This is a genomic window from Nonlabens sp., from assembly GCF_039941875.1.
GTDB lineage: Bacteria > Bacteroidota > Bacteroidia > Flavobacteriales > Flavobacteriaceae > Nonlabens.
This window is the reverse complement of record NZ_JBDVDQ010000007.1, coordinates 52,421-74,113: the sequence shown is the minus strand read 5'-3', so window position 1 is coordinate 74,113 and position 21,693 is coordinate 52,421. Positions and strand designations below refer to the sequence as shown.

Annotated in this window: 23 protein-coding genes; 11 read left to right on the top strand and 12 right to left on the bottom strand. The window is 34.2% G+C overall.

Going from position 1 to position 21,693, the window contains the following annotated elements; all coding sequences use genetic code 11:
- Positions 1-23: 23 nt before the first annotated feature.
- Positions 24-413 (top strand): hypothetical protein, encoded by a 390-nt coding sequence (locus tag ABJF08_RS05045; RefSeq protein WP_348114977.1) that lies wholly within the window; start codon positions 24-26, stop codon positions 411-413.
- Here ABJF08_RS05045 and ABJF08_RS05040 read toward each other — a convergent pair.
- Positions 410-1,582 (bottom strand): GlmU family protein, encoded by a 1,173-nt coding sequence (locus ABJF08_RS05040; protein ID WP_348114976.1) that lies wholly within the window; start codon positions 1,580-1,582, stop codon positions 410-412. The two genes, ABJF08_RS05045 and ABJF08_RS05040, sit on opposite strands and share 4 nt — an antisense overlap.
- Positions 1,583-1,678: 96 nt before the next feature.
- On the opposite strand from ABJF08_RS05040, the gene ABJF08_RS05035 reads away from it, so the two are divergent.
- The 4 genes from ABJF08_RS05035 to ABJF08_RS05020 all read left to right on the top strand — a co-directional run bounded on the left by ABJF08_RS05035 (position 1,679) and on the right by ABJF08_RS05020 (position 7,875).
- On the top strand, positions 1,679-2,737 hold the full coding sequence (locus ABJF08_RS05035; protein WP_348114975.1) for a DUF3810 domain-containing protein: 1,059 nt from the start codon (positions 1,679-1,681) through the stop codon (positions 2,735-2,737).
- A gap of 214 nt (positions 2,738-2,951) precedes the next feature.
- Complete coding sequence (locus ABJF08_RS05030) at positions 2,952-5,912, top strand: amidohydrolase family protein (protein WP_348114974.1); 2,961 nt, start codon at positions 2,952-2,954, stop codon at positions 5,910-5,912.
- Between the two features lie 10 nt (positions 5,913-5,922).
- Positions 5,923-7,227, top strand: a complete 1,305-nt coding sequence (locus tag ABJF08_RS05025; protein WP_348114973.1) for an amidohydrolase family protein — start codon at positions 5,923-5,925, stop codon at positions 7,225-7,227.
- 72 nt (positions 7,228-7,299) lie between these two features.
- Entirely contained in the window at positions 7,300-7,875 is a 576-nt protein-coding gene (locus ABJF08_RS05020) for an NUDIX hydrolase (protein ID WP_348114972.1), read from the top strand.
- A 101-nt stretch (positions 7,876-7,976) separates the two neighbouring features.
- Here ABJF08_RS05020 and ABJF08_RS05015 read toward each other — a convergent pair whose 3' ends face one another.
- The 4 genes from ABJF08_RS05015 to rpsF all read right to left on the bottom strand — a co-directional run bounded on the left by ABJF08_RS05015 (position 7,977) and on the right by rpsF (position 9,662).
- A complete protein-coding gene (locus ABJF08_RS05015) occupies positions 7,977-8,471 on the bottom strand; it encodes a DUF6495 family protein (protein ID WP_348114971.1) in 495 nt (164 codons plus the stop codon).
- 78 nt (positions 8,472-8,549) lie between these two features.
- Entirely contained in the window at positions 8,550-8,999 is a 450-nt protein-coding gene (gene rplI / locus ABJF08_RS05010) for a 50S ribosomal protein L9 (protein ID WP_348114970.1), read from the bottom strand.
- A gap of 18 nt (positions 9,000-9,017) precedes the next feature.
- Positions 9,018-9,314 carry a 30S ribosomal protein S18 gene (rpsR, locus tag ABJF08_RS05005; protein ID WP_104515892.1) on the bottom strand — a complete coding sequence of 99 codons (297 nt, stop codon included), beginning with the start codon at positions 9,312-9,314 and terminating at the stop codon, positions 9,018-9,020.
- Positions 9,315-9,317: 3 nt separating this feature from the next.
- Positions 9,318-9,662, bottom strand: a complete 345-nt coding sequence (rpsF, locus tag ABJF08_RS05000; RefSeq protein ID WP_104515891.1) for a 30S ribosomal protein S6 — start codon at positions 9,660-9,662, stop codon at positions 9,318-9,320.
- 427 nt (positions 9,663-10,089) lie between these two features.
- On the opposite strand from rpsF, the gene ABJF08_RS04995 reads away from it, so the two are divergent.
- Complete coding sequence (locus ABJF08_RS04995; RefSeq protein ID WP_348114969.1) at positions 10,090-10,794, top strand: LytTR family DNA-binding domain-containing protein; 705 nt, start codon at positions 10,090-10,092, stop codon at positions 10,792-10,794.
- Between the two features lie 138 nt (positions 10,795-10,932).
- Here ABJF08_RS04995 and priA read toward each other — a convergent pair whose 3' ends face one another.
- Positions 10,933-13,386 (bottom strand): primosomal protein N', encoded by a 2,454-nt coding sequence (priA, locus tag ABJF08_RS04990; protein WP_348114968.1) that lies wholly within the window; start codon positions 13,384-13,386, stop codon positions 10,933-10,935.
- 211 nt (positions 13,387-13,597) lie between these two features.
- On the opposite strand from priA, the gene ABJF08_RS04985 reads away from it, so the two are divergent.
- Entirely contained in the window at positions 13,598-14,008 is a 411-nt protein-coding gene (locus tag ABJF08_RS04985) for a glyoxalase (RefSeq protein ID WP_348114967.1), read from the top strand.
- Here the strand turns inward: ABJF08_RS04985 and ABJF08_RS04980 are convergent.
- Complete coding sequence (locus ABJF08_RS04980; protein ID WP_348114966.1) at positions 14,003-14,668, bottom strand: DUF2461 domain-containing protein; 666 nt, start codon at positions 14,666-14,668, stop codon at positions 14,003-14,005. The genes ABJF08_RS04985 and ABJF08_RS04980 overlap by 6 nt on opposite strands.
- Positions 14,669-15,052: 384 nt before the next feature.
- Here ABJF08_RS04980 and dnaN point away from each other — a divergent pair, with 384 nt between their 5' ends.
- Positions 15,053-16,168 (top strand): DNA polymerase III subunit beta, encoded by a 1,116-nt coding sequence (dnaN, locus tag ABJF08_RS04975; protein WP_348114965.1) that lies wholly within the window; start codon positions 15,053-15,055, stop codon positions 16,166-16,168.
- A gap of 70 nt (positions 16,169-16,238) precedes the next feature.
- Here dnaN and ABJF08_RS04970 read toward each other — a convergent pair whose 3' ends face one another.
- The 4 genes from ABJF08_RS04970 to ABJF08_RS04955 form a co-directional block, all read right to left on the bottom strand.
- A complete protein-coding gene (locus ABJF08_RS04970; RefSeq protein WP_348114964.1) occupies positions 16,239-16,787 on the bottom strand; it encodes a type 1 glutamine amidotransferase domain-containing protein in 549 nt (182 codons plus the stop codon).
- Between the two features lie 119 nt (positions 16,788-16,906).
- A complete protein-coding gene (locus ABJF08_RS04965; RefSeq protein WP_348114963.1) occupies positions 16,907-17,428 on the bottom strand; it encodes a DinB family protein in 522 nt (173 codons plus the stop codon).
- Positions 17,428-17,901, bottom strand: coding sequence for a winged helix-turn-helix transcriptional regulator (locus tag ABJF08_RS04960; protein ID WP_348114962.1), 474 nt, complete (start codon positions 17,899-17,901; stop codon positions 17,428-17,430). The genes ABJF08_RS04965 and ABJF08_RS04960 overlap by 1 nt, the downstream gene beginning before the upstream one ends.
- 83 nt (positions 17,902-17,984) lie before the next feature.
- Entirely contained in the window at positions 17,985-19,070 is a 1,086-nt protein-coding gene (locus ABJF08_RS04955; protein WP_348114961.1) for a DUF2817 domain-containing protein, read from the bottom strand.
- Positions 19,071-19,450: 380 nt separating this feature from the next.
- On the opposite strand from ABJF08_RS04955, the gene ABJF08_RS04950 reads away from it, so the two are divergent.
- From ABJF08_RS04950 to ABJF08_RS04940, 3 genes are read left to right on the top strand one after another with little or no spacing between them, the layout of a single operon-like run.
- Positions 19,451-19,906: a helix-turn-helix domain-containing protein gene (locus ABJF08_RS04950; RefSeq protein ID WP_348114960.1), complete on the top strand. Its 456-nt coding sequence runs from the start codon at positions 19,451-19,453 to the stop codon at positions 19,904-19,906.
- A 38-nt stretch (positions 19,907-19,944) separates the two neighbouring features.
- Entirely contained in the window at positions 19,945-20,316 is a 372-nt protein-coding gene (locus ABJF08_RS04945) for a DNA topoisomerase IV (protein WP_348114959.1), read from the top strand.
- 13 nt (positions 20,317-20,329) lie between these two features.
- On the top strand, positions 20,330-21,145 hold the full coding sequence (locus ABJF08_RS04940) for a tellurium resistance protein TerC (protein WP_348114958.1): 816 nt from the start codon (positions 20,330-20,332) through the stop codon (positions 21,143-21,145).
- Between the two features lie 77 nt (positions 21,146-21,222).
- Here the strand turns inward: ABJF08_RS04940 and ABJF08_RS04935 are convergent, their stop codons facing one another.
- Complete coding sequence (locus ABJF08_RS04935; RefSeq protein WP_348114957.1) at positions 21,223-21,534, bottom strand: EF-hand domain-containing protein; 312 nt, start codon at positions 21,532-21,534, stop codon at positions 21,223-21,225.
- Positions 21,535-21,693: the final 159 nt, after the last annotated feature.

Genomic DNA, 21,693 nt, shown 5'->3' with positions numbered 1-21,693 from the left:
CATCTACCATAAAATCAACACCCATGAAAAAACTTCTATTTATTCTGACGCTAGCTATTGTATCCATCTCCTGCAATAATGATGATAGTAATGATAGCATAACACCATTAAGGATAGTAGGAAACTGGAACCTAACAGCAACTCTTGCAGATCCTGGCGATGGTAGCGGTACCTTTCAACCAGCTAGTGGTAAAAGTTTAAATTTTACAGATCAAGGTGTGGTAAATTGTAATGTGAGTTTTTGTTTTGGTAGTCTTACACAAGCAACTTCCACAGGTACTTATGATGTAGCGACCACAACTATAGATGTAGATAACTGTACAGGAACCTATATTTTTATTGATGCAAACACGATAGAAATTTCACACTTTTGCATTGAACCATGCATGGAGCGATATATTAGAGTGAATTAATCTTTGCGATACTGAGACGTTTTCTCAAATACTTTATCTAGAATATCGATATCTACCTGCTCTAGTGAGAGACCGCGACGTTTCATAACCACATCGGCCACTTCATATGCTTTATTTGTTTTATAAGTCATGTTTCCTTGTGGTCCACCCCAATTAAAGGATGGAATAAAATTACGTGGATAACCAGCTCCATAAATGTTTGCGCTCACTCCTATTACAGTTCCTGTATTAAACATGGTGTTGATACCACATTTAGAGTGATCACCCATCATAAGGCCGCAAAACTGCAATCCTGTTTTTGCAAAACGACTGGTTTCATAATTCCATAATTTTACTTCGGCATAGTTGTTTTTAAGATTACTGGTGTTAGAATCTGCTCCTATGTTACACCATTCTCCTAGAACAGAGTTTCCTAAGAAACCTTCATGTCCTTTATTAGAATAACCAAAAATCACAGAATTACTAACCTCTCCACCTATCTTAGAATGTGGTCCTACCGTAGTAGGCCCGTAAACCTTAGTCCCTAGTTTTGTTGCACTATGATCACATAATGCAAATGCACCACGTATGATAGAGCCTTCCATAACCTCTGCATTTTTACCTATGTAAATAGAACCTGTAGAAGCATTTAAGATAGCAAACTGTAATTTTGCACCTTCTTCTATAAAAATACGATCTTCATTTATAGACTGTACCGTTGCCGGTATAGGCTGCGATTTTCTACCTTGAGTAATGAGATCATAATCTGCCTCTAGTGCTTTTCCATTCTTAGAAAATATATCCCAAGTAAAATTAATAGCGTCTACCTCTTCTTCTAAAAACAGTACTTGTTCTAGCTCTATAGTAGGCGTGTGTAAATCTTTAACCCTATAAGCGATAATAGCATCACCAGCGAGTAATTTTTGTTGTGGTTTTAATGCTTTTATTGCTTTACATAAGGAAGCAGTTGCAAAGACATTACCTGCTATAACCACATTATCATCGGTCTCTACCAGTGGATATTTAGTCTGTAAATAGTCCTCTGTCTGGAAACTCACGCTCCCTCCTAGCTGCTTTTCCCATTTCTCACGTAATGTAATGATACCACAACGTATCTCGCAAGTAGGTCGTGTGTAAGTAAAAGGTAATAATGCTTGGTGCTTATTAAAGTCTGCTAGGATAAAATTCATGGTGGTCATTCTTTTCTAAGTTCAAAGGTCGTAAAACTATTCTCATTTTACATTTTCCTTACGTACTTATTCTACTTTAATTAATAACTTAGCCCTATGCATAAAAATAGATCCTTACTTCTTGCCCTATTTTTACTATTGGCACAAATTACCTTCTATTATAGTTTAAGGTTTTTTCCTGCTTTAGTAGAGTCATTATATAGTACAGGTATTTATCCCTACATTTCTAAAGCCATGAGATTTGGACTAGGCTGGTTGCCGTTTTCCTTTGGAGATTTGGTATACAGCATAGCTATCGTTATGATCATAAGATGGTTGTGGATAAGTAAGAAGGATTTGATCTCGCTTTCGCGAAAGCGTTACACACAACTATTTCTTTCACTGAGTATAATTATCGCATTATTTCACTGCATGTGGGGTTTTAATTATTACCGAGAACCACTGCACAAAGTACTAGAGCTAGATAACGAGTACTCAACAGAAGAACTGAAAACCGTGGTGAAACAACTGGTTTACACCTCTAATAACTTACACGAGCAATTACAAGAAGTAGATTCCTTGCCAGTAGCATTTACACGTTCACAGTCAGAAATTTTTGATCTTGCACCACAGGGTTTTGAAAAGATAAATCATGTCTATCCAGCTCTAGATTATGGTAATGCTAGTATTAAAAAATCATTGCTGACTATGCCACTTTCTTACATGGGATACAGCGGTTATTTAAATCCTATTACTGGAGAGGCGCATACTAATGCCTGGATCAATAACTATAAAACACCTGTCCTTACTTTACATGAAATGTCTCACCAGTTGGGATTTGCAAAGGAAAATGAGGCCAATTTTATAGCCATAATAGCAGGTATGAATCACGACGACCTTTATTTCCAGTACAGCGCGAGTATTTTTGCCTTACGTTATTGTATTAATGACTTGTACCGCCGTGATCCTGCAGCTTATGAAGAAATAAGACCGTTAATTAAGAACGGTATTTTTAAGAATTATAAAGAGTTACGAGATTTTTGGGTACAATATGAAGGCGTTATAGAAGATGTCTCTCAGGCCACCTACAACACTTATTTAAAAGCAAATAATCAACCTGGTGGTATGGAAACCTATAGCTATGTAGTAGCCTTATTAGTAAATTATTATAAGTAATCAAAAAACTGCATCGGTGAGTTTTCTCTTCTTAAGTTATGAAGTATAAGTTAAACACAAGGACTTTATACCGTTTAACGTCATAAGAGAGAATAGATGAGATTTCAAAGAACACATTTGTTAATTACCTCATATAACTATTACCTTTTTAAGAAATCTTTAAGAAACGACTTTATAGGACTTTGATCTATCTTTATAGGCTAAACCTTTATTCATGAAAAGATTATTATCTCTCATGCTTTTAGCTTGTTTTTCCATGCAAGCACAAGAGTATTTTCCCAATAACGATGACATAAGCGCAGTAAGCAATGTCACACGTGCTATTACTAATGCTACCATAATTACCAGTCCTGGTAAAATGATTTCTAATGGTACTATTATTATTAAGAATGGTAACATAGAAGCCATAGGTAGTGGTATTTCTATTCCTAAAAACGCAGTCATTGAAGACGCTGCAGGTAATTACATATACCCTTCTTTTATCGAGTCTTATGGAGACATAGCCATGAAATCTCCTAAAAGAGCTGCTGGTAGTAGAACAGCGCAATATGACGAAGGTCGTAAAGGATATTACTGGAATGATCACATAAGAGCAGAACAAAGTGCTATGGATCATTTTGAATACGATTCTAAGGAAGCAAAAAAGTATGTAAACGCTGGTTTTGGTACCGTACAAACTCACTTTGCAGACGGTATTGCACGTGGGAACGGTATGTTAATCGCTCTAGATAATACAGGAACAGATGCCGACCGTATTCTTAAACAAGAAAGCGGTAACTTCTTTTCCTTAAGTAAAAGTCGTCAGTCTAGACAGAGCTATCCAACATCACTTATGGGAGCACTGGCTTTATTACGCCAGACGCATTTTGACGCAGACTGGTATGCAGCAGGAAATTCACAAACAAAAGATCTTTCCCTGGAGGCTTTAAATGCAAAGAAAAATCTTGTTCAAATCATTGAAGCTGGAGATAAGAAAAATGTTTTGAGAGTTGATAAATTAGGAGATCGCGTAGGTAAACAATTTGTTATAGTAGGTGGTGAAGACGCTTATGAAATGATAGCAGATGTAAAAGCTACTAATGCAGCACTCATCGTACCTATTAATTTCCCTGATGCTTATGATGTTTCTAACCCAAATCTAGAGTGGTTTGTAAATCTAAGCGACATGAGAGAATGGAAACAAGCTCCTGGTAACTTAATGATGCTATCTGAAGCCGGCATTACTTATGCTATTACTACTAAGGACTTAAAATCTCCTGCAGATTTAATGAAGAAACTGAAAATAGCTATGGAATATGGTCTTACAGAAGATCAGGCTCTAGCAGCTCTTACTACTACTCCAGCAAGCATATTAAAGATAAATGATATGGTAGGTACACTTGAAAAAGGGAAACTTGCTAACTTTATCATTACCTCTGGAAAATTATTTGAAGACGATACTCAGATCTATGAAAACTGGGTAAAAGGATCTAAACAAGTAATTAAAAACAGAAATACTAAAAATATAGATGGCTCCTATGTAGCAACTTTAAATGGTGTTAAATATAATATCTCAATTAAAGGAAATGGTAAGAAGTCTACTGTAAAAATAGATAGTACGACATTGGGTTCTAAAATAACTTATGATGACAACTGGATTAATATCGTTACTACTCAAAAAGATAAAGAAGATACATCTTATACTAGATTATTAGGTGTCATAAGTGATGATAATAATTTTCATGGTATCGCTTACCTACCTAATGGTCAAGAGCCTGCCTTTGTAGCTGTAAAAGAATCTACTGATTCAAAAACAGATGGTAAGGATGGAAATAAAAAAGACGATGCCAAAGAAGTTAAAAAAATGGGTCGCATGACTTTTCCTAACGTAGGTTATGGTAGTGAAGTTAAACCAACTGAAGAAACTGTATTGTACCGCAATGCAACGGTATGGACTAATGAAAAAGATGGGATTTTAGATAATACTGATGTACTCGTTAAAGATGGTAAAATATCTAAAATAGGTAAAAACCTAAGTACTAGTAATGCAAGAGTGATAGATGCAACAGGAAAACATTTAACCAGTGGTATAATAGATGAACACAGTCACATCGCTATCGATAATGGTGTGAATGAGGCTGGTCACAACTCTACTGCAGAGGTTACTATAGAAGACGTCGTAGACCATGAAGATGTAAATATTTATAGAGACCTTGCTGGTGGTGTTACTACCTCACAACTACTACACGGTAGTGCAAATCCTATAGGTGGTCGTAGCGCTATTATTAAATTAAAATGGGGCTATAAGGCAGACGAGATGATCTACTCTGACTCTCCTAAATTTATCAAATTTGCTCTAGGTGAAAACGTAAAACAATCTCGTTATCAAAATGGAGTACGTTTTCCACAAAGTAGAATGGGTGTAGAACAGGTTTTTGAAGATTATTTCTCAAGAGCTCGCGCTTATGCAGATGCTAAAGGAAATAAATACTTCCGTTATGATGAAGAGATGGAAGTACTTCTAGAGATTCTAGAAAGTGAACGCTTTGTTTCTTGTCACTCCTATGTACAAAGTGAAATCAACATGTTAATGAAAGTGGCAGAGAAACACGGTTTCCGTATCAACACATTTACACACATTTTAGAAGGTTACAAAGTAGCAGATAAAATGGCAGAACATGGTGTAGGTGGCTCTACTTTCAGCGACTGGTGGGCCTATAAATATGAGGTAAACGACGCAATTCCTTATAACGGTGCCATCATGCACTCACAAGGTGTTGTAGTTGCTTTTAACTCTGATGATGCTGAGATGTCTAGACGTCTAAATCAAGAAGCTGCAAAAGCTGTGAAATATGGTGGCGTTAGTGAAGAAGATGCATGGAAATTTGTGACTTTAAACCCTGCAAAACTTTTACACATTGATGACCGTACAGGAAGTATCAAAAAAGGAAAAGATGCAGATCTTGTTTTATGGAATGTTAATCCATTAAGTGTTACCGCTAGGCCAGAAATCACAATGATAGACGGAATTGTGTTTTTTGATAAAGAACGTGACTTACGCTTTCGCGAAAGCATAAAAGCAGAAAGACAACAACTTGTTAATGAAATGATCATGGCCAAAAACAAAGGGATGAAAACCCAAACGCCTAAAAAGAAAGACAAGACATTATATGAATGTGATACAATTCACTGGTAACATGAAGACAATGAAAAACTTATTTTATACGATTTGTGCCTTATTTGCCATGAATGCAACAGCACAACAGACACCAGCACCTGTACAAACAGGTATTTACACGATCATGAATGCCACTGCACACATAGGTAATGGTGAGGTTATCGATAACTCTATAATAGTTATGGAAAATGGTACCATCACAGCTATTGCAGACGCGACTGTGGTTAAAATGGACATAAAAGGAGAAAGGATAGATGCATCTGGCATGCATGTTTATCCTGGATTAATTGCTATGAATGCCACTATAGGTCTAGTTGAAATAGATGCGGTTAACGCAAGTTCTGATGTACGAGAGATAGGAACCTATAACCCACATATAAGATCTATTATAGCCTATAATGCAGAGAGTAAAGTAATAGAATCTATGAGACCTAATGGGGTACTTATCGCTCAAATCGTACCTAGAGGAGGTCGTATTTCTGGAAAATCTAGTGTTGTACAATTAGACGCTTGGAACTGGGAAGACGCCTCTATACGTACTGATGACGGTGTACATGTAAACTGGCCATCTAGTTTTAGAAGAACAGGTACATGGTACGAGCCAGGACCTATAGAGCCTAGTAAAGATTATGAAAAGCAAGTAACCGAATTAACCGATTTCTTGAATAATGCAAAGGCATATAACGCAACATCAAAGCCGGTAGGTTTAAACTTAAAATATGCTGCATTACAACCTGCTATTAATGGTAATGAGAACTTTTACATTCATGTAGATGGAGAAAAAGCCATAAGAGATGTATTGAAATTTGTTAAAGCAAATGGAATTAAAAAACCAGTTATAGTAGGTGGTCGTGAAGGTGATAAAGTAGCTACAGAACTTGTTGCTATGAACATTCCTGTACTAGCTGGTCGTGTACACGATCTACCTTCTCGTGAAGATGAAGACTTTGACATGCCTTATAAGTTTCCTAAGCTATTAACTGACAAAGGAGTTATGGTAGGTCTAGAAAATTCTGGAGATATGGAAAGACATCAAACACGTAACTTCCCTTTCTATGCAGGTACAGTTGCTGGTTATGGAATGGATATGGAGCAAGCACTAAAGATGATAACTCTTACACCTGCTAAAATATTAGGTATTGATAAAGAATATGGTTCTTTAGAGCAAGGTAAGAGCGCTACTCTATTTATTTCTAAAGGAAATGCATTAGACATGCGTGGTAATCAAATTACACGTGCTTTTATAGACGGCAGAGATATTTCTCTTAACTCTCATCAAACAGAATTGTACGAGCGTTACATGAATAAATTTGGAGAAGAAATAAAGAGATAATTTTATTGATAGCATATCAAATCGTTCATTATTCATTTAATGGACGATTTTTTTTATCCAAACATTACAACCATGAAACATACCATAAACAGAGAAGAAAAAGTATTTGATCAATTTCTAAAAATATACAAGGCCCAAGTAACTCAAGATAGCTTTGATGGTAAAAAGGAGATCACAACCACTCGCCTAGCCTTAGATCGTGGTAATGCTATTGCTGTATTACTTTATGAAAAAGATACCGACAGCTTTCTTTTCATACGTCAGTTCCGATATCCTAGTTCGCGTCGTGATCAAGGATGGATCGTAGAAATACCTGCCGGAGCTATCGATAAAAATGAATCTGCAGAAAAAGCTGCAATTAGAGAAGTTAAGGAAGAAATAGGCTACGAAATAGAAGAACTTGAGTTTATAGTAGAATATTTTCCATCTCCTGGAATGTCATCAGAACAAATAAGTATTTTTTATGGTGAAGTCACCTCGAGTCAAAAAACACTACAAGGTGGTGGCGCTACTTCAGAAAATGAAGATATAGAATTAATTAAAATACCTAGAACAGAAATAAGGCAGAAAATTAAAGATCATTACTTTAACAACTCTATCAGTATTATAAGTTTACAATGGTATTTATTAAATAAAACTACTAACTAACCTTGATATAAACATTACGTAGGAAAAATTTATAGGTATCTATTAAAAATACAAAAGCCGACTCATAGGAGTCGGCTTTATGCTTATAAATTCTTATGGTATTAAAAACCATTAGTCTCTTTACCCAACTCCATTAAATCATCAAAGTAGTTGAATAATTGACCTTTAGTAATAATTGCACCAGATTCAATCAGTTTAAATTTATCAGCATTAGGATCTTCTCCATATGCTTTTTTTGCAGTAAAAATTTTAACTTCATCATCGAGCAGGTTTTTTTGAAGCCACTTATAACCTTCTGGTGTGGTAATATCAATTAACTCGTCTCCTACCATAATAGAAATCAATTCCATTTCTTTTTCTCCTAGAGAGAATAAATTCATGGTTCTAGCAGATATGTGTTCTAGAAACTCTGCTTTGTTTAGAACACCTTCCCAGACCAGGTCAGAGAATACGTCTATCTCTTGCTCTGCTACTTCAGGTTGATTAGTTTTTAAATCATCCCATTCTTTAGCAGTAATAGTTTGAGTAGCAAGAAAGTTAATGAACTCTGGATGCATTTCATCCAGTTGTTCTTTAGTAAGTCTTCTATATTTCATAAAAAGCCTAATTAAAAGTTGATATTAAAAAAGCCGTTTCAACTTAATGAAACGGCTTTAAAATTATAAGAATAAGTCTTATTTATCTTCTACAACAGTAAAAGTAACTTTTGCAGTCACATCTCTGTGAAAACGTACATCAGCATCGTACTGACCTAATCTCTTGATAGAACCACCAGCAACAGAGATAAATTTCTTCTCTATTTCGATACCGTTCTTTGCAAGTAAGTCAGAAACATCTGCAGTAGTAATAGAACCAAATAATTTGTTTCCGTCACCAGTTTTTGCAGCTATTTTTAATTCAAGAGCAGCAAGTTGATCAGCTTGCTCTTGAGCAGCTTTTACATTTGCAGCTTCTTTATGAGCTCTTTGCTTAAGTGTTTCGGCTAGCATTTTCTTAGCACCAGATGTAGCCATTACAGCCATACCATTAGGGATTAAGAAGTTACGACCATAACCAGGCTTAACACTCACTAAATCGTCAGTAAAACCTAAATGTTCTACATCTTTCTTTAATATAAGTTCCATATTGTTAATCTGATTTTATTATTTAAGTAAATCACCTACATAAGGCATGATAGCGATGTGACGAGCACGTTTTACAGCTACTGCAACTTTACGTTGGTATTTTAAAGAAGTTCCTGTAAGGCGACGCGGAAGTAATTTCCCTTGCTCATTTACAAATCCGAATAACCAATTAGCATCTTTATAATCAATGTATTTGATACCACTACGTTTGAAACGACAGTATTTCTTTCTTTCTTGAGTCTCGATCTTTAAAGGAGAAAGGTAACGGATGTCACCATCTTTCTTTCCTTTAGCTTGTTGTTGTAATGATGCCATGTTTTAAGCTTTAGATTTTTTAGACATTTTCACTCTTCTCTTCTCTGCCCACTCAACAGCATACTTGTCAAGTTTTACAGTAAGGTATCTCATGATACGCTCATCACGACGGAATTCTACTTCGAAGTCGTTGATTACCTCACCAGGTACGTCAAATTGGAAAAGGTGGTAAAAACCACTTTTTTTGTTTTCGATTGCATAAGCCAGTTTTTTTAGGCCCCAATCTTCTTTGGCTATCATTTTAGCACCACGGTCAGTAAGGAAATTTTCAAACTTCTTTACTGTTTCCTTTACCTGATCATCAGATAAAACGGGATTCAAAATGAAAACAGTTTCGTATTGATTCATAATTAATATTGTTTTAAACGGCTGCAAAAATACTCCTTTTCCTTTATACACACAACTTTAGTTGAAATCATTATTAATTAACTTATAATAGGTTCATTAAATAATGCTTTAAAAACACAATTTAAAACAAAAGTTAAATCCTTTTAAAGAATGATAAAAGCTTATACAATTAACATATGTTAAATATAAAGTTAACTAAAGACTTGTTTTTCAGTATTTTCATACATTCCTTTTATGAAGACTAAAATTATTTTCTTGAAAAACATCGACGAAGTACACATCTAACTCGCTACAAACTAAATATTTACATATTACAAAAACTGTGATAAATTCGCTAAGTCGTTAAAATATCCGACAAAATGATAATTTAACTTGTATTTCATCCATAAACAGTTTAATATTGTCTTATAACTATTGATAAATAATAATGAGCAACACCATCCTTAACTGTTTTGTAGTTGACGACTCTAGTATACAGAGGCTAGCTATTGTAAAGATGATAGAAAGTCATCCTAATTTAAAATTAGTAGGTGAATTTAGTAATGCTGTAGAAACTAAAGCTGCACTAAAAGAAACCACCGTTGATCTAATTTTCTTAGACATTGAAATGCCTATTCTAACAGGGTTTGATCTTTTAGACGATATTACTGAAAAACCAGGTGTTATCTTTGTCACTGGCCAGACTAAGTATGCATTTAAAGCATTTGATTATGCCGCAATAGATTATTTACAAAAACCTATTAAAAAGGATCGTTTTCTTTATGCTGTAGAGCGTGCTCTTCTATCCCACAAGATGAAGACAGAAATGATTGAAGATCGTGGTGAATTCATCTTTGTAAAGAGTAACCTTAAGAAACGTAAGGTATACCTTAAAGAACTAAGATACATACAGGCTCTAGGTGATTATGTAAAGCTAATTACCGATGAAGATAGCCTTATCGTACTTTCTACCATGAAATCATTTGAAGGTACCTTACCATCAGAGGATTTCTTACGTATTCATAAATCGTATATCGTAAATTTAAGAAAAGTAGAAAAGTTCAATTCAAAAGCTGTAGAATTAGGCTCTGAGGTACTTCCATTAAGTCGCAATAGAAAATCAGAACTAGTAGAGGCGCTTTCCCAATTCTAGTAACCTTACTTTATTTATAAAATTTAAAGCCACTCTCGCGAGTGGCTTTTTGTGTGTTAAAAACACTTCCTAGGATAGTTTATTATATGATTGTATTTATTCCGTTTTCGCGAAAGCGAACCCTAAACCATCAAAACTTTAATAATTATCTACATCTATATTACAACGCACAGACCTATATAATTTAATAGATTCAAAACTCTTCTTAACTCTAGTAATGTAATTTTTTATCACGTCAGGCTTTTGCTGCCTGTTCATTTTTATAATTACGTTTATATTATACAAGTTGCGCACACGTGATACAGGAGGAAACTCAGGACCTAACACCACTACTCCATGCGGTATCTGGTTTAAAGCATCGACAAACCACTGACTAGAATCTAGCGTGGTCTGGTAATCTCTATGCTTAAATGTAATTTTAATTAACCGTTGAAACGGCGGATATTTAAACTGATAGCGTTCTTCTATTTGCTCCCTATACATCGTCCCATAATCATAAGAACTGACCTGTTGTAATATCATATGATCTGGATTATAACTCTGTATCAACACCTTACCTCTTTCTTTAGTACGACCAGCACGACCAGCTACTTGTGTAAGTAATTGAAAACATCTTTCATGTGCTCTAAAATCAGGAAAATTAAGCATAGAGTCTGCATTAAGAACTCCTACCAGGCTAACGTTTCTAAAATCAAGCCCCTTAGTGATCATTTGAGTACCTACCAGACAGTCTACCTCTCCGGTATCCATTTGGTTAATTATTTTCTCGTACGCATTTTTACCTCTTGTAGTATCGAGATCCATGCGAGCCACGTTATGATTAGGAAATAGCATTCTAAATTCCTGCTCTATTTGTTCTGTCCCAAATCCTTTAGTATCGATAGCTGTACTCGAACAAGCAGGACATTCTTTAGGTACAAATGTATGATAGCCACAGTAATGACATCTTAATTGACCTTTATACTTATGATAAGTAAGACTAACATCACAGTTAGGACATTGCGGCGCATGACCACAGGTATCACATTCCATGATAGGTGCATAACCTCTTCTATTTTGAAATAAAATAACTTGCTTGTTATCCTTAAAAGCCTCAGTCATATGCTCTATAAGCGTGTCAGAAAAATGGCCATTCATTTTCTTACGTTTATGCTTTTCCTTAATATTCACCATATTAATTTCGGGCATAAGAACGTTTCCATAGCGTCTTTTAAGTTCTACCAGTTGGTACTTACCTGTACTCGCGTTATGGTAACTCTCTAAAGACGGCGTGGCACTACCTAAAAGAATATTTGCCTTTTTCATGTAACCTAAAACAATAGAGGCATCTCTTGCATGGTATCTAGGTGCAGGATCAAATTGTTTAAAACTACTTTCATGCTCTTCGTCTATAACTATCAGCCCTAATTTTTGATAAGGTAGCAGCATTGCACTGCGTGCCCCTATAATTACATAAGGTTCTTTTTGCTCTAGAACATGATGCCAGACTTCTTGCCTTTCATTAAGGTTGTACTTAGAATGATACACCAGTACTTGATGCTTAAAAAAGGTTTTAAGTCTAGATATCAATTGTGTAGTAAGTGCTATCTCAGGAAGTAAATAAAGTGCCTGATTTCCTTTTTCTAATTGTTCTTTAATCAGCTGCACGTATAACTGTGTTTTACCACTAGATGTTACTCCATGTAATAAAACCGTTTTATTAATCTCAAAACTAGATTTAATTTGCGCTAAGGCACTAACTTGGTCTTCATTGAGACTATATAAATCCTGACCATCTTCTACATCATCCTTTACTCGATCTACGTCTTTTTCTATCTCTATTAAAACATCTTTATTGATAAGACTTTTAATGACAGTACTCGTAACATTTGCTCGTTCTATTAAATCTTTCTTAGAAATATCTTTACTCGCACCAGCCTGCATCATAAAAAGAGTCATGACCGCATCTCTTTGTTTAGGAGCTCTACTTAAAGTATCTAACAAGCTTTTAAGAGCATCTTCTTCTTTAAAATCTTGATGCAAGTAAATGAACTTTTGTTTTTTTGCTTTATACGTACTGTAAAGCTCTTCCTGTAAGAGAATCAAATCCTTATTAAGCATTTTTTGAAGTATAGGAAGAACCGTTTTACGGTCCAGAATATCCATTACTTCTTGCACTTTAAGTGCATTGCGGTTTTCCAGCGCCTCCATGACTAGATATTCACGATCATCTAGATCTAGCTCTTCTATAGAAACAGCATCTTTCTTGAGAATTATAGTTTCACTTTCTAATAAAAAAGATTTAGGTAACGCAGCTCTCATCACCTGCCCTACAGCACATAAATAATAAGAAGCTATCCATTCCCAAAATTTAAGTTGGTCTGCAGTTACTACCGGTTGCTCGTCTATGATAAATTCTATGTCTTTTACCTCATAGGTCGCCGTGTTTTCTTGATGGATTTTATGCACTATCCCTGTATAGATTTTTGATTTACCGAAGGGCACAGCCACTCGCATTCCTGGTTTAAGAAACTCAGATTCTGCAGGATTAATGGTGTAGGTAAAAAAGCGCTCTAATGGAAGCGGTAAAATGACATCAATGAAGTGTTGCATAAGATGTAAAAATAAGAAGCTCTTTTTACTTTTAAAGCTACAGATAGAAAAATTATATTAGTTTTTAAAAGTTCCGCTTTCGCGAAAGCGAGCCTCGTATCTAACTCTTTATAACTAAAAAAAACACTGTTAAAAACATGTTGAGAAAACTAATTCTATTGCATGTACAATTAAATCACAGCTTTACTACCTTTATTAAAACCCTAAAACTATGAATAATCGAGACGAATATCTAGTCGCTTTAAGACCAGAAATCTCTAGTATACGTGTAGATGCACAAATGAGCGAGGAAGAACGTTTTCAAAACTTAACCTTACGTCCTATTGCAAAATTACAACACGATCTTATTATTGCCGTTTTTAGAAATTATATTAAGAAGCATAAGAATGTTTTTTATGGTTTAACTGCTCATAAACGCATCGATTACATCGAAAATGCGGTAAATAGAGATCAAAAATTCAGAAATTCTCTAAAAGGGATCATGATGGGACATTTCACTATTGCAGAATACAGCCTTTACATCACTAATTCTAGTGCATTAAACAAACGCATGATGAATCTTGTGCGCGAGAGACTAATTAGTAGTATTCAAGTATTTGAAAAACCACAGTTAGACTTATAGAAGTGATTCTCCGTTTAAATCTGTGGTAAGCACGTCTGTCATGTAGTCTAAAAATGGCCTGCCTATTTTAAATGACTCTATAACTTTAGATATAAAATCTGGAGATGTTACCTCTTTATCTGTAAAGCTTCTCATAAAATAAAAGGCTTTAAACCTTATTAAATCAATATCTGGATGGTTTTTATCAAAATTTCTAGGTGCTGTTTTAAGTTGTTCTCCTTTTAAATCTCCCCAGCAGGATTTAAATTGAGAATCTGACAAGATATCACGTAAGTCTTGTGCATCTAATTCTAGCTCTTTTCTTACTCTTAAAAGATCTTCTTTCTCTGGCGCAAAAAAGCCTATACCTATTACATTTTCATTAGGTTTAATACGCATGTAATAACTACCGCGCCTGTCTGCTCCTGCTCTTAACCAGTTTACACTGCGATGTGCTTTAAAAGGTGTTTTATCCTTAGAAAACCTTATATCTCTATAAATCCTATAGTTTTTTGCTTTTTCGATCACATCGTTATGATTCAACTCTATCATAACCGAGTTTGTAAAATCTTTATATTCTGAATCTAATTTTTTAAAATATGCCTTGCGCTCTTCAAACCATGGTTTGTTATTATTTTGAGCTAATTCTTTTAAAAATTCTAATAATGCTGGATCAATCATAAAAAGACACTTTACTTAACAAATGGCAAGTTATTGATTATTTAAAATGTAAGATGGCTATTTAACATGTTTGTAATAATAAAACCTCTTTTTCTATATAGCTTAATTTCAGATTAGACCCCTTAAGATTTACCAGTTGCAATACCATATGTTCAAGAAAAATGATCACAAAAGAACTGTATCTCATAAAGACACCTTGCAACTCATGAGTTTATTTATAAAAAGGGCTTAATTGTTAATAAGTAAGTTATGTTACTAATTATATATAAAATATCTTTGTGACTGTAGAATAGACTTTGAATACACGTATTTAATAGAGTTCTATTTTAGTAATTCCGTTTAATTAAAAATTCGGAATTATCATCACAAAATAACAATACCAAGATGAAATTTATAGTATCTAGTTCATATTTACAAAAACACCTTCAATTACTAGGTGGAGTAATTAATAACAATAATACCTTACCTATTCTAGATAATTTCCTTCTAGAATTAACAGGTAATGAACTTAAGGTTTCTGCTAGCGATATGGAAACTACCATAGTTAGTAAACTAGAGGTAGAAAGTGAAGATGATGGTAGCATCGCTTTACCTGCAAAATTACTTCTAGACACTTTAAAAACGTTTCCAGAGCAGCCGTTAACATTTCACGCAGTAGGTACGATGATTACTGTGAGTCATGATAAAGGTAAATCTGAAATAGCATGTGCTGCTGCCGAAGAATTTCCTAAAGCCGTAACTATTTCTGAGCCTAGTAGCACCACTATTATGGGTGACACACTAGCAACTGCGGTTAACAAAACCATTTTTGCCGCTGGTAATGACGATTTAAGACCTGTAATGAGCGGTGTATTCTTTCAGTTTACAAGCGATTCATTAACATTTGTCGCAACAGATGCACATAAACTAGTACGTTATAAAAGAGAAGATATCGCTGCAAGTGAAACTGCAGAGTTTATAATGCCTAAAAAGCCTCTTAATCTTCTTAAAGCAATGCTACAAGGAAGTGAGTCTGAAGTGTTAGTAGAATACAATGATAGTAATGCGCAGTTTAGTTTTGACGGCACAACTATTATCTGTCGTTTAATCGATGGTAAATACCCTAATTACGAAGCTGTTATACCTAAAGAAAACCCTAACAAACTTACTATTTCAAGAACTCAGCTTCTTAATTCTGTAAGACGTGTTAGTATATTCTCTAATAAAACAACACACCAGATAAGACTTAAAATGGCTGGTGCAGAGCTCAATATAAGTGCAGAAGATCTAGATTACAGTAATAAAGCAGACGAGCGCCTAACTTGTGACTATCAAGGAGATGATATGCAAATAGGTTTTAATAGTAGGTTCTTAATAGAAATGCTTAATAACCTAACTTGTGACGACGTATCTCTAGAAATGTCATTACCTAACCGTGCTGGTATTTTAACACCTGTAGACGGACTAGATGAAGGTGAAAACGTAACAATGCTTGTAATGCCAGTAATGCTTAACCAGTAAACTGACATATTTAACATATTAAAAAAGGCTCGCAAATTGCGAGCCTTTTTAAGTTTTAAACTATTTTTAATTATGCGTGCTGCAATTCATGCTTACCTTCACGCACTTCTTCTACCATTTTTGCATTAAAAGCATCTAGATCGTCTGGCGTTCTACTAGTGGTAAAACCTTCATCTACTACTACTTCTTGGTCTACCCAATTACCTCCTGCGTTCTCTACATCTTTCTGTAAAGAAGGATAAGAGGTTAATTTACGCCCATTAAGCACGTCTGCGTCTATTAATGGCTGTATACCATGACATATCGCACTTACTGGCTTTTTCTGCTTAAAAAATGCTTTAATAAATTCTATAGAATCTTTATCCTGTCGCAACTGATCTGGATTTAAAACCCCACCAGGAAGCATTAATGAATGATAATCATTTGCATTTGCTTCACTTACTTGTTTATCTACTTTGTAAGTATCTGACCAGCTATCATTATCCCACGCTTTTATGGAGTCTTTTTTAGGACTTATAACATCTACCTTTATACCTGCATCTTCTAGTGCTTTTTTAGGACTGGTTAATTCTATTTCTTCAAATCCGTCTGTGGCTAAAATTGCTACTCTCTTTTTCATGTCTATATATTTGTTTAAATTATTATAGTGCAAAGATGAAAAGATAAACGTCTTTTAAATAACAAGAGCCTGCTAAGATATTCTTAGCAGGCTCTTAAATATGAGATGTTTTTCTTAATTTAACTTAAATAACGATCTCTTATAACATTCTCGTGATGCAAGCTATGTCCAGCAATTAAAAAAGGGATCACTCTTGCGGTCATTACGTTTCCGCTCGCATTTCCTTTAAATAAAAGAGAATCTGCAGTCACGTTTTCAAATAAAGCTATAGTTGCATTTCTAGTACTCTCTGTTGTTTTTAAAAGTTCCGCTTTCGCGAAAGCGTAATCTCCTAAACTATCAACAAATACATCTTGGTCAAAACCAGATAACGCCGTATCATCACCTCTAAGGAAACGTAACGCACGATATGCAAAGACGCGCTCTGTATCAATATTATGCTGAATTACCTGTCCTATAGACCATTTACTAGCTTCATAACGATAGTCTAACGGTTTATCAATAGAATTTATAAAATCCAGCGTTTTACCTAACGACTGTTGTAATACATTTTCTATGTTACTCTCCTTATCAACAAGATTTAAATAAGTATCAAAGTATGGAGTGTACTCGTCAGACGGTATATCCTTTAAATACACCATTACAGGTCTTGAAATACTTTATGTAACAATCTCTTCTTATCATTAATGCTTTCTTCAAGACTAATCATAGTCTCTGTACGACTTACACCATCGATGTCATCTAACAAGAAGATAATTCTTTTTGCATGAGTTGTGTCTTTAGCACGTATTTTACAAAAGATATTGAATTTACCTGTTGTAATATGCGCTACAGTTACAAATGGAATCTCTTTTATTCTACTTAACACAAACTGTGTTGCACTAGTTTTCTCAAGAAAGACACCTATGTAAGCGATAAACGTGTAACCTAACTGGTGATAGTCTACTGTAAGTGAAGATCCATGGATAATACCAGACTCTTCCATCTTCTTAACTCTAACGTGCACTGTACCAGCACTTATACTCAATCTTTTAGCTATATCTGTAAATGGAGTTCTCGTATTTTCTATAAGCACGTCTAGAATTTGCTTATCTATATCATCAATCTTTGCCATAATTAGTCTTTTACTGTCAATTTTCTGCAAAATAAAGACAAACGTTGATAATAAACTAACAAAATTCGTGATTTCACAAATTATTAGTAAAAAATTCCGATATCCAAAGATTTAGACCTTATTTCAAGGTTTCCTTCAATGATTAAGTCGTCTTTAAAATCAGAAAAATCGTTTAAATCTATCACTCTATGACCATTTAAAACATCCTCTCTATTAATACCTATTAATATAGGTACAAAGTAAAGAACACCATCTTTAACCTGTTCATGATATTGCACGCTTAGTGTCTGTAAGCCAGATACCGATCTATAATTCTTAACTAGAACATCTACATAGGCTTTACTCATATGAGGTATAGAGTTATAAACATCTACTACATTTGATTCATTTATAACAGCACTATCCTGAATGGTCTTAAAAGCTATTTTTAAAGACTCATACATAAGGTCTGTAACTTGATCTCTAGAATAATCATCTCCAGAATGGCCTGCTTCAAATAAAACAGTAGGCACCTGTTTACTGGTCATATAATCACCAACACAATTGATATTAAAGTCATCGCTGTATCTACCTATTATACCATCCACCTTATTTTTAAGTTGACCTTGAATAGCATTTATGATTTGCATAGACCTTAATCGAGCCTGAGAAATGGTTTTTTCTAAATCTCCTGCAGGTGCTAAAAATGAAATTTGAGCTGGTTGCTCTCCATCTAAAGAACCAAAAATGGTACGCTGACCATGAAGATTAAGACAATAATCTGGAGCAAAATCGTCAAAAACAGATCTTAGAATTTGACTTTCTGGCTGGGTTAAATCTATCGCATCTCGATTAAGATCTACATTATTTGCATTTACACGTGTCCATTTTTCAGATCCGTCAGGATTTAAAATAGGAATAATGTATAATGATATATTTTCAAGTAGTTGTGGAAAATCATCACTTTTCAACAATTTAAAAAGAGCCCTAGTAGTGCTAGATTCATTACCATGCATTTGCGACCATACTAATACTTTAGTTTTTCCAGCACCTAATTTAATACCGTATACAGAACGTCCATTAACAGATTTACCTATCTCAATATCTAACAAGCTTTTTTGTCCGAGAGCATCTAAGATCGTTTTTAAAGCATCTTCAAACTGAAGGCAAGAGTAGTATCTAGATAGCATAAATAATAAAAGTTTATAAGAGTTAATAAATCGCCTTTACACAACTGTAATCGGACTGTACAAATGTAAACCCTTTACTGTTTCCAAATGTAAACACTACACTCGTTACAATTGTAAACAATTTAAACGCCTTCTGTGTTTTCAATTGTAAACAATTATATTATTGTTAATTGTAACCATTGATTCCATTTAGCATATTTTAACAACCTATATATAATAATTAATCATTTACTACTATTTTTCAGTTAACTAATGTACCTGAAGTAATGTAATACATCACATAAATACTGTGTTAAACACCTAGATACAGATATGACTTATTAATATGTTTACAATAATAAACACAATTGTAAACTTGATTTAGTTTACTTTTGTAACCTATGGTGAATTCAGTAGATTTTTCAAAAAGACTGCAAAAAATCATGGATAGAAACGATTTAAACGCTTCATCCTTTGCAGAACGTATTAATGTAGGACGTAGTTCTATCTCTCATATACTGTCTGGTCGTAACAAACCCAGTCTCGATTTTGTGGTAAATACAGTGAAGGAATTTCCAGAAGTAGATCTATACTGGTTACTTAATGGGAAGGGTTCTTATCCAAAGTCTGACGAGGTACCTGTATCTACACCTACTGCTAAAAGCCCTGCTCCACAACCTTTCCATAAAGAACCCAACACTACAAAAACAGAGTCTGTAAATCAAGAGAGCAATGACTTGTTCTCTGCTCCTTCAATAGAAAACAACCCTATACCCACCAAAACAAATAAAGGGAAAAATATACAAAAAGTAATTTTACTTTATGACGATGGAAGTTTTGAATATTTTATACCATAACTCATCTTCCAAGAATTAACTTTGTGAAAAATTATCACATGAAGTACGCATCTCTAATTTTATTACTCCTCTTTACTCTTACAAGTTGTTATGAAAACACAAGAGACTGTAAAGATTTTCAAGAAGGTACTTTTATATGGGAACAAGAAAGTGGTGGTAAATTATTAAAGACAGAATTTACTAGAACAAAAGAATTCCAAATTGAAAGATTTGAAAATAAAATAGACACTTCAAGAATAGAATGGATTAATGATTGTGAATGGAGAGTGATTCCTATCGATCCTAAAACAAATGCAGAAAGTCGCGCATACCTCTTTAAAATATTGACCACTAATAAAGATTCCTATACCTTTGAATTTAAGCAGTCCGGTCGCGACCAGATTTATAAAGGAACTGCCGTTAAACAATAAACAACCAATTATAATGTTAGAAAACATTTTTACCTTACTTATGTTAGTCCTATTACAAGCCGTTTTAGGATTTGATAACCTTTTATACATTTCATTAGAATCTAAGAAAGCTCCTCAAGCAGACCAGAAAAGAGTTCGTAAAGTAGGTATTCTTATCGCCATCGTTTTAAGAATCGTTTTACTTTTTGTATTGGTTTCTATTATTGACTTTTTCCAAGATCCGTTTTCATTCTTATCTGGTGGAATAGATGATATTGTGCACTTTGCTTTTAACGGTCATAGTCTCATCGTTCTTGCTGGTGGTGGTTTTATAATCTATACGGCTATTAAAGAAATATGGCACATGATCTCCTCTCCAGATTTATCTATAGGAGAAAATGCAAATGGAAAATCAAAGAAAACCGCAAATGCAGTAATTACCAGTATCGTTATCATGAATCTAGTTTTTTCTTTTGATTCTATTCTAGCTGCTATAGGACTAACTAGTGATATTGAAAACTCTGTAGTAGCATTTGTTATTATGGCTATAGCTATAGTTTGTAGCGGTCTTTTAATGTTATTCTTAGCAGATAGAATTTCTATTTTCTTAAACAAAAATAGAATGTATGAAGTACTAGGTTTATTTATACTCTTTATAGTAGGTATCATGTTAGTTACCGAAGGTGGTCATCTAGCACATTTAGAATTTTTCGGAAACGAAATAGTCCCTATGAGTAAAACTACTTTCTACTTTGTAATCGTAGTACTAGTTATCGTAGATGTCGTACAAGGACGTTATCAAAAGAAATTGATAGCAGAGAATGAAGCTAAGAACAAAATATCTTCATAAAAGCATTTCTAAAAAACAAAAAAAGCGTCAGATTACATCTGACGCTTTTTTTATGAGATATGATGTTAAGTATCAAACTACTGTCTACCACCTCTAGGCGGCCCCTGACGGTTTCCACCGCGTTCTGGCTTGGGCGCACTATTTAACTCTTCTAGACTTAGGTAACCATCTCCATCTGTATCAATCTTATCAAAATCATTTGATAGAGGTCCTTTAACTTCTTCCTTAGATAACTTACCGTCTTTATTAGCATCCATTTTAGACATTAATTCTGTAGTTGCTTTATCTATTTTTGAACCAGCCGTTTTTGATGCTACCTCTTCTTTTGAACTGCAAGATGTAATAAGTGCTATTGCTGCAGCACAAATTGTGATTTTTAAAACTTTCATAATATCGTATTTTATACTATTAAGACTTTTTAATTTGTTTAAAGTTTAAAACAGATTTGGTATTTATTCCGCTTTCGCGAAAGCGAATCTTTAACATAAAAAAAGAGCAGTATCTCGGATACCGCTCTTAACTTATATTCAGAAAGAATAAACTTTCAT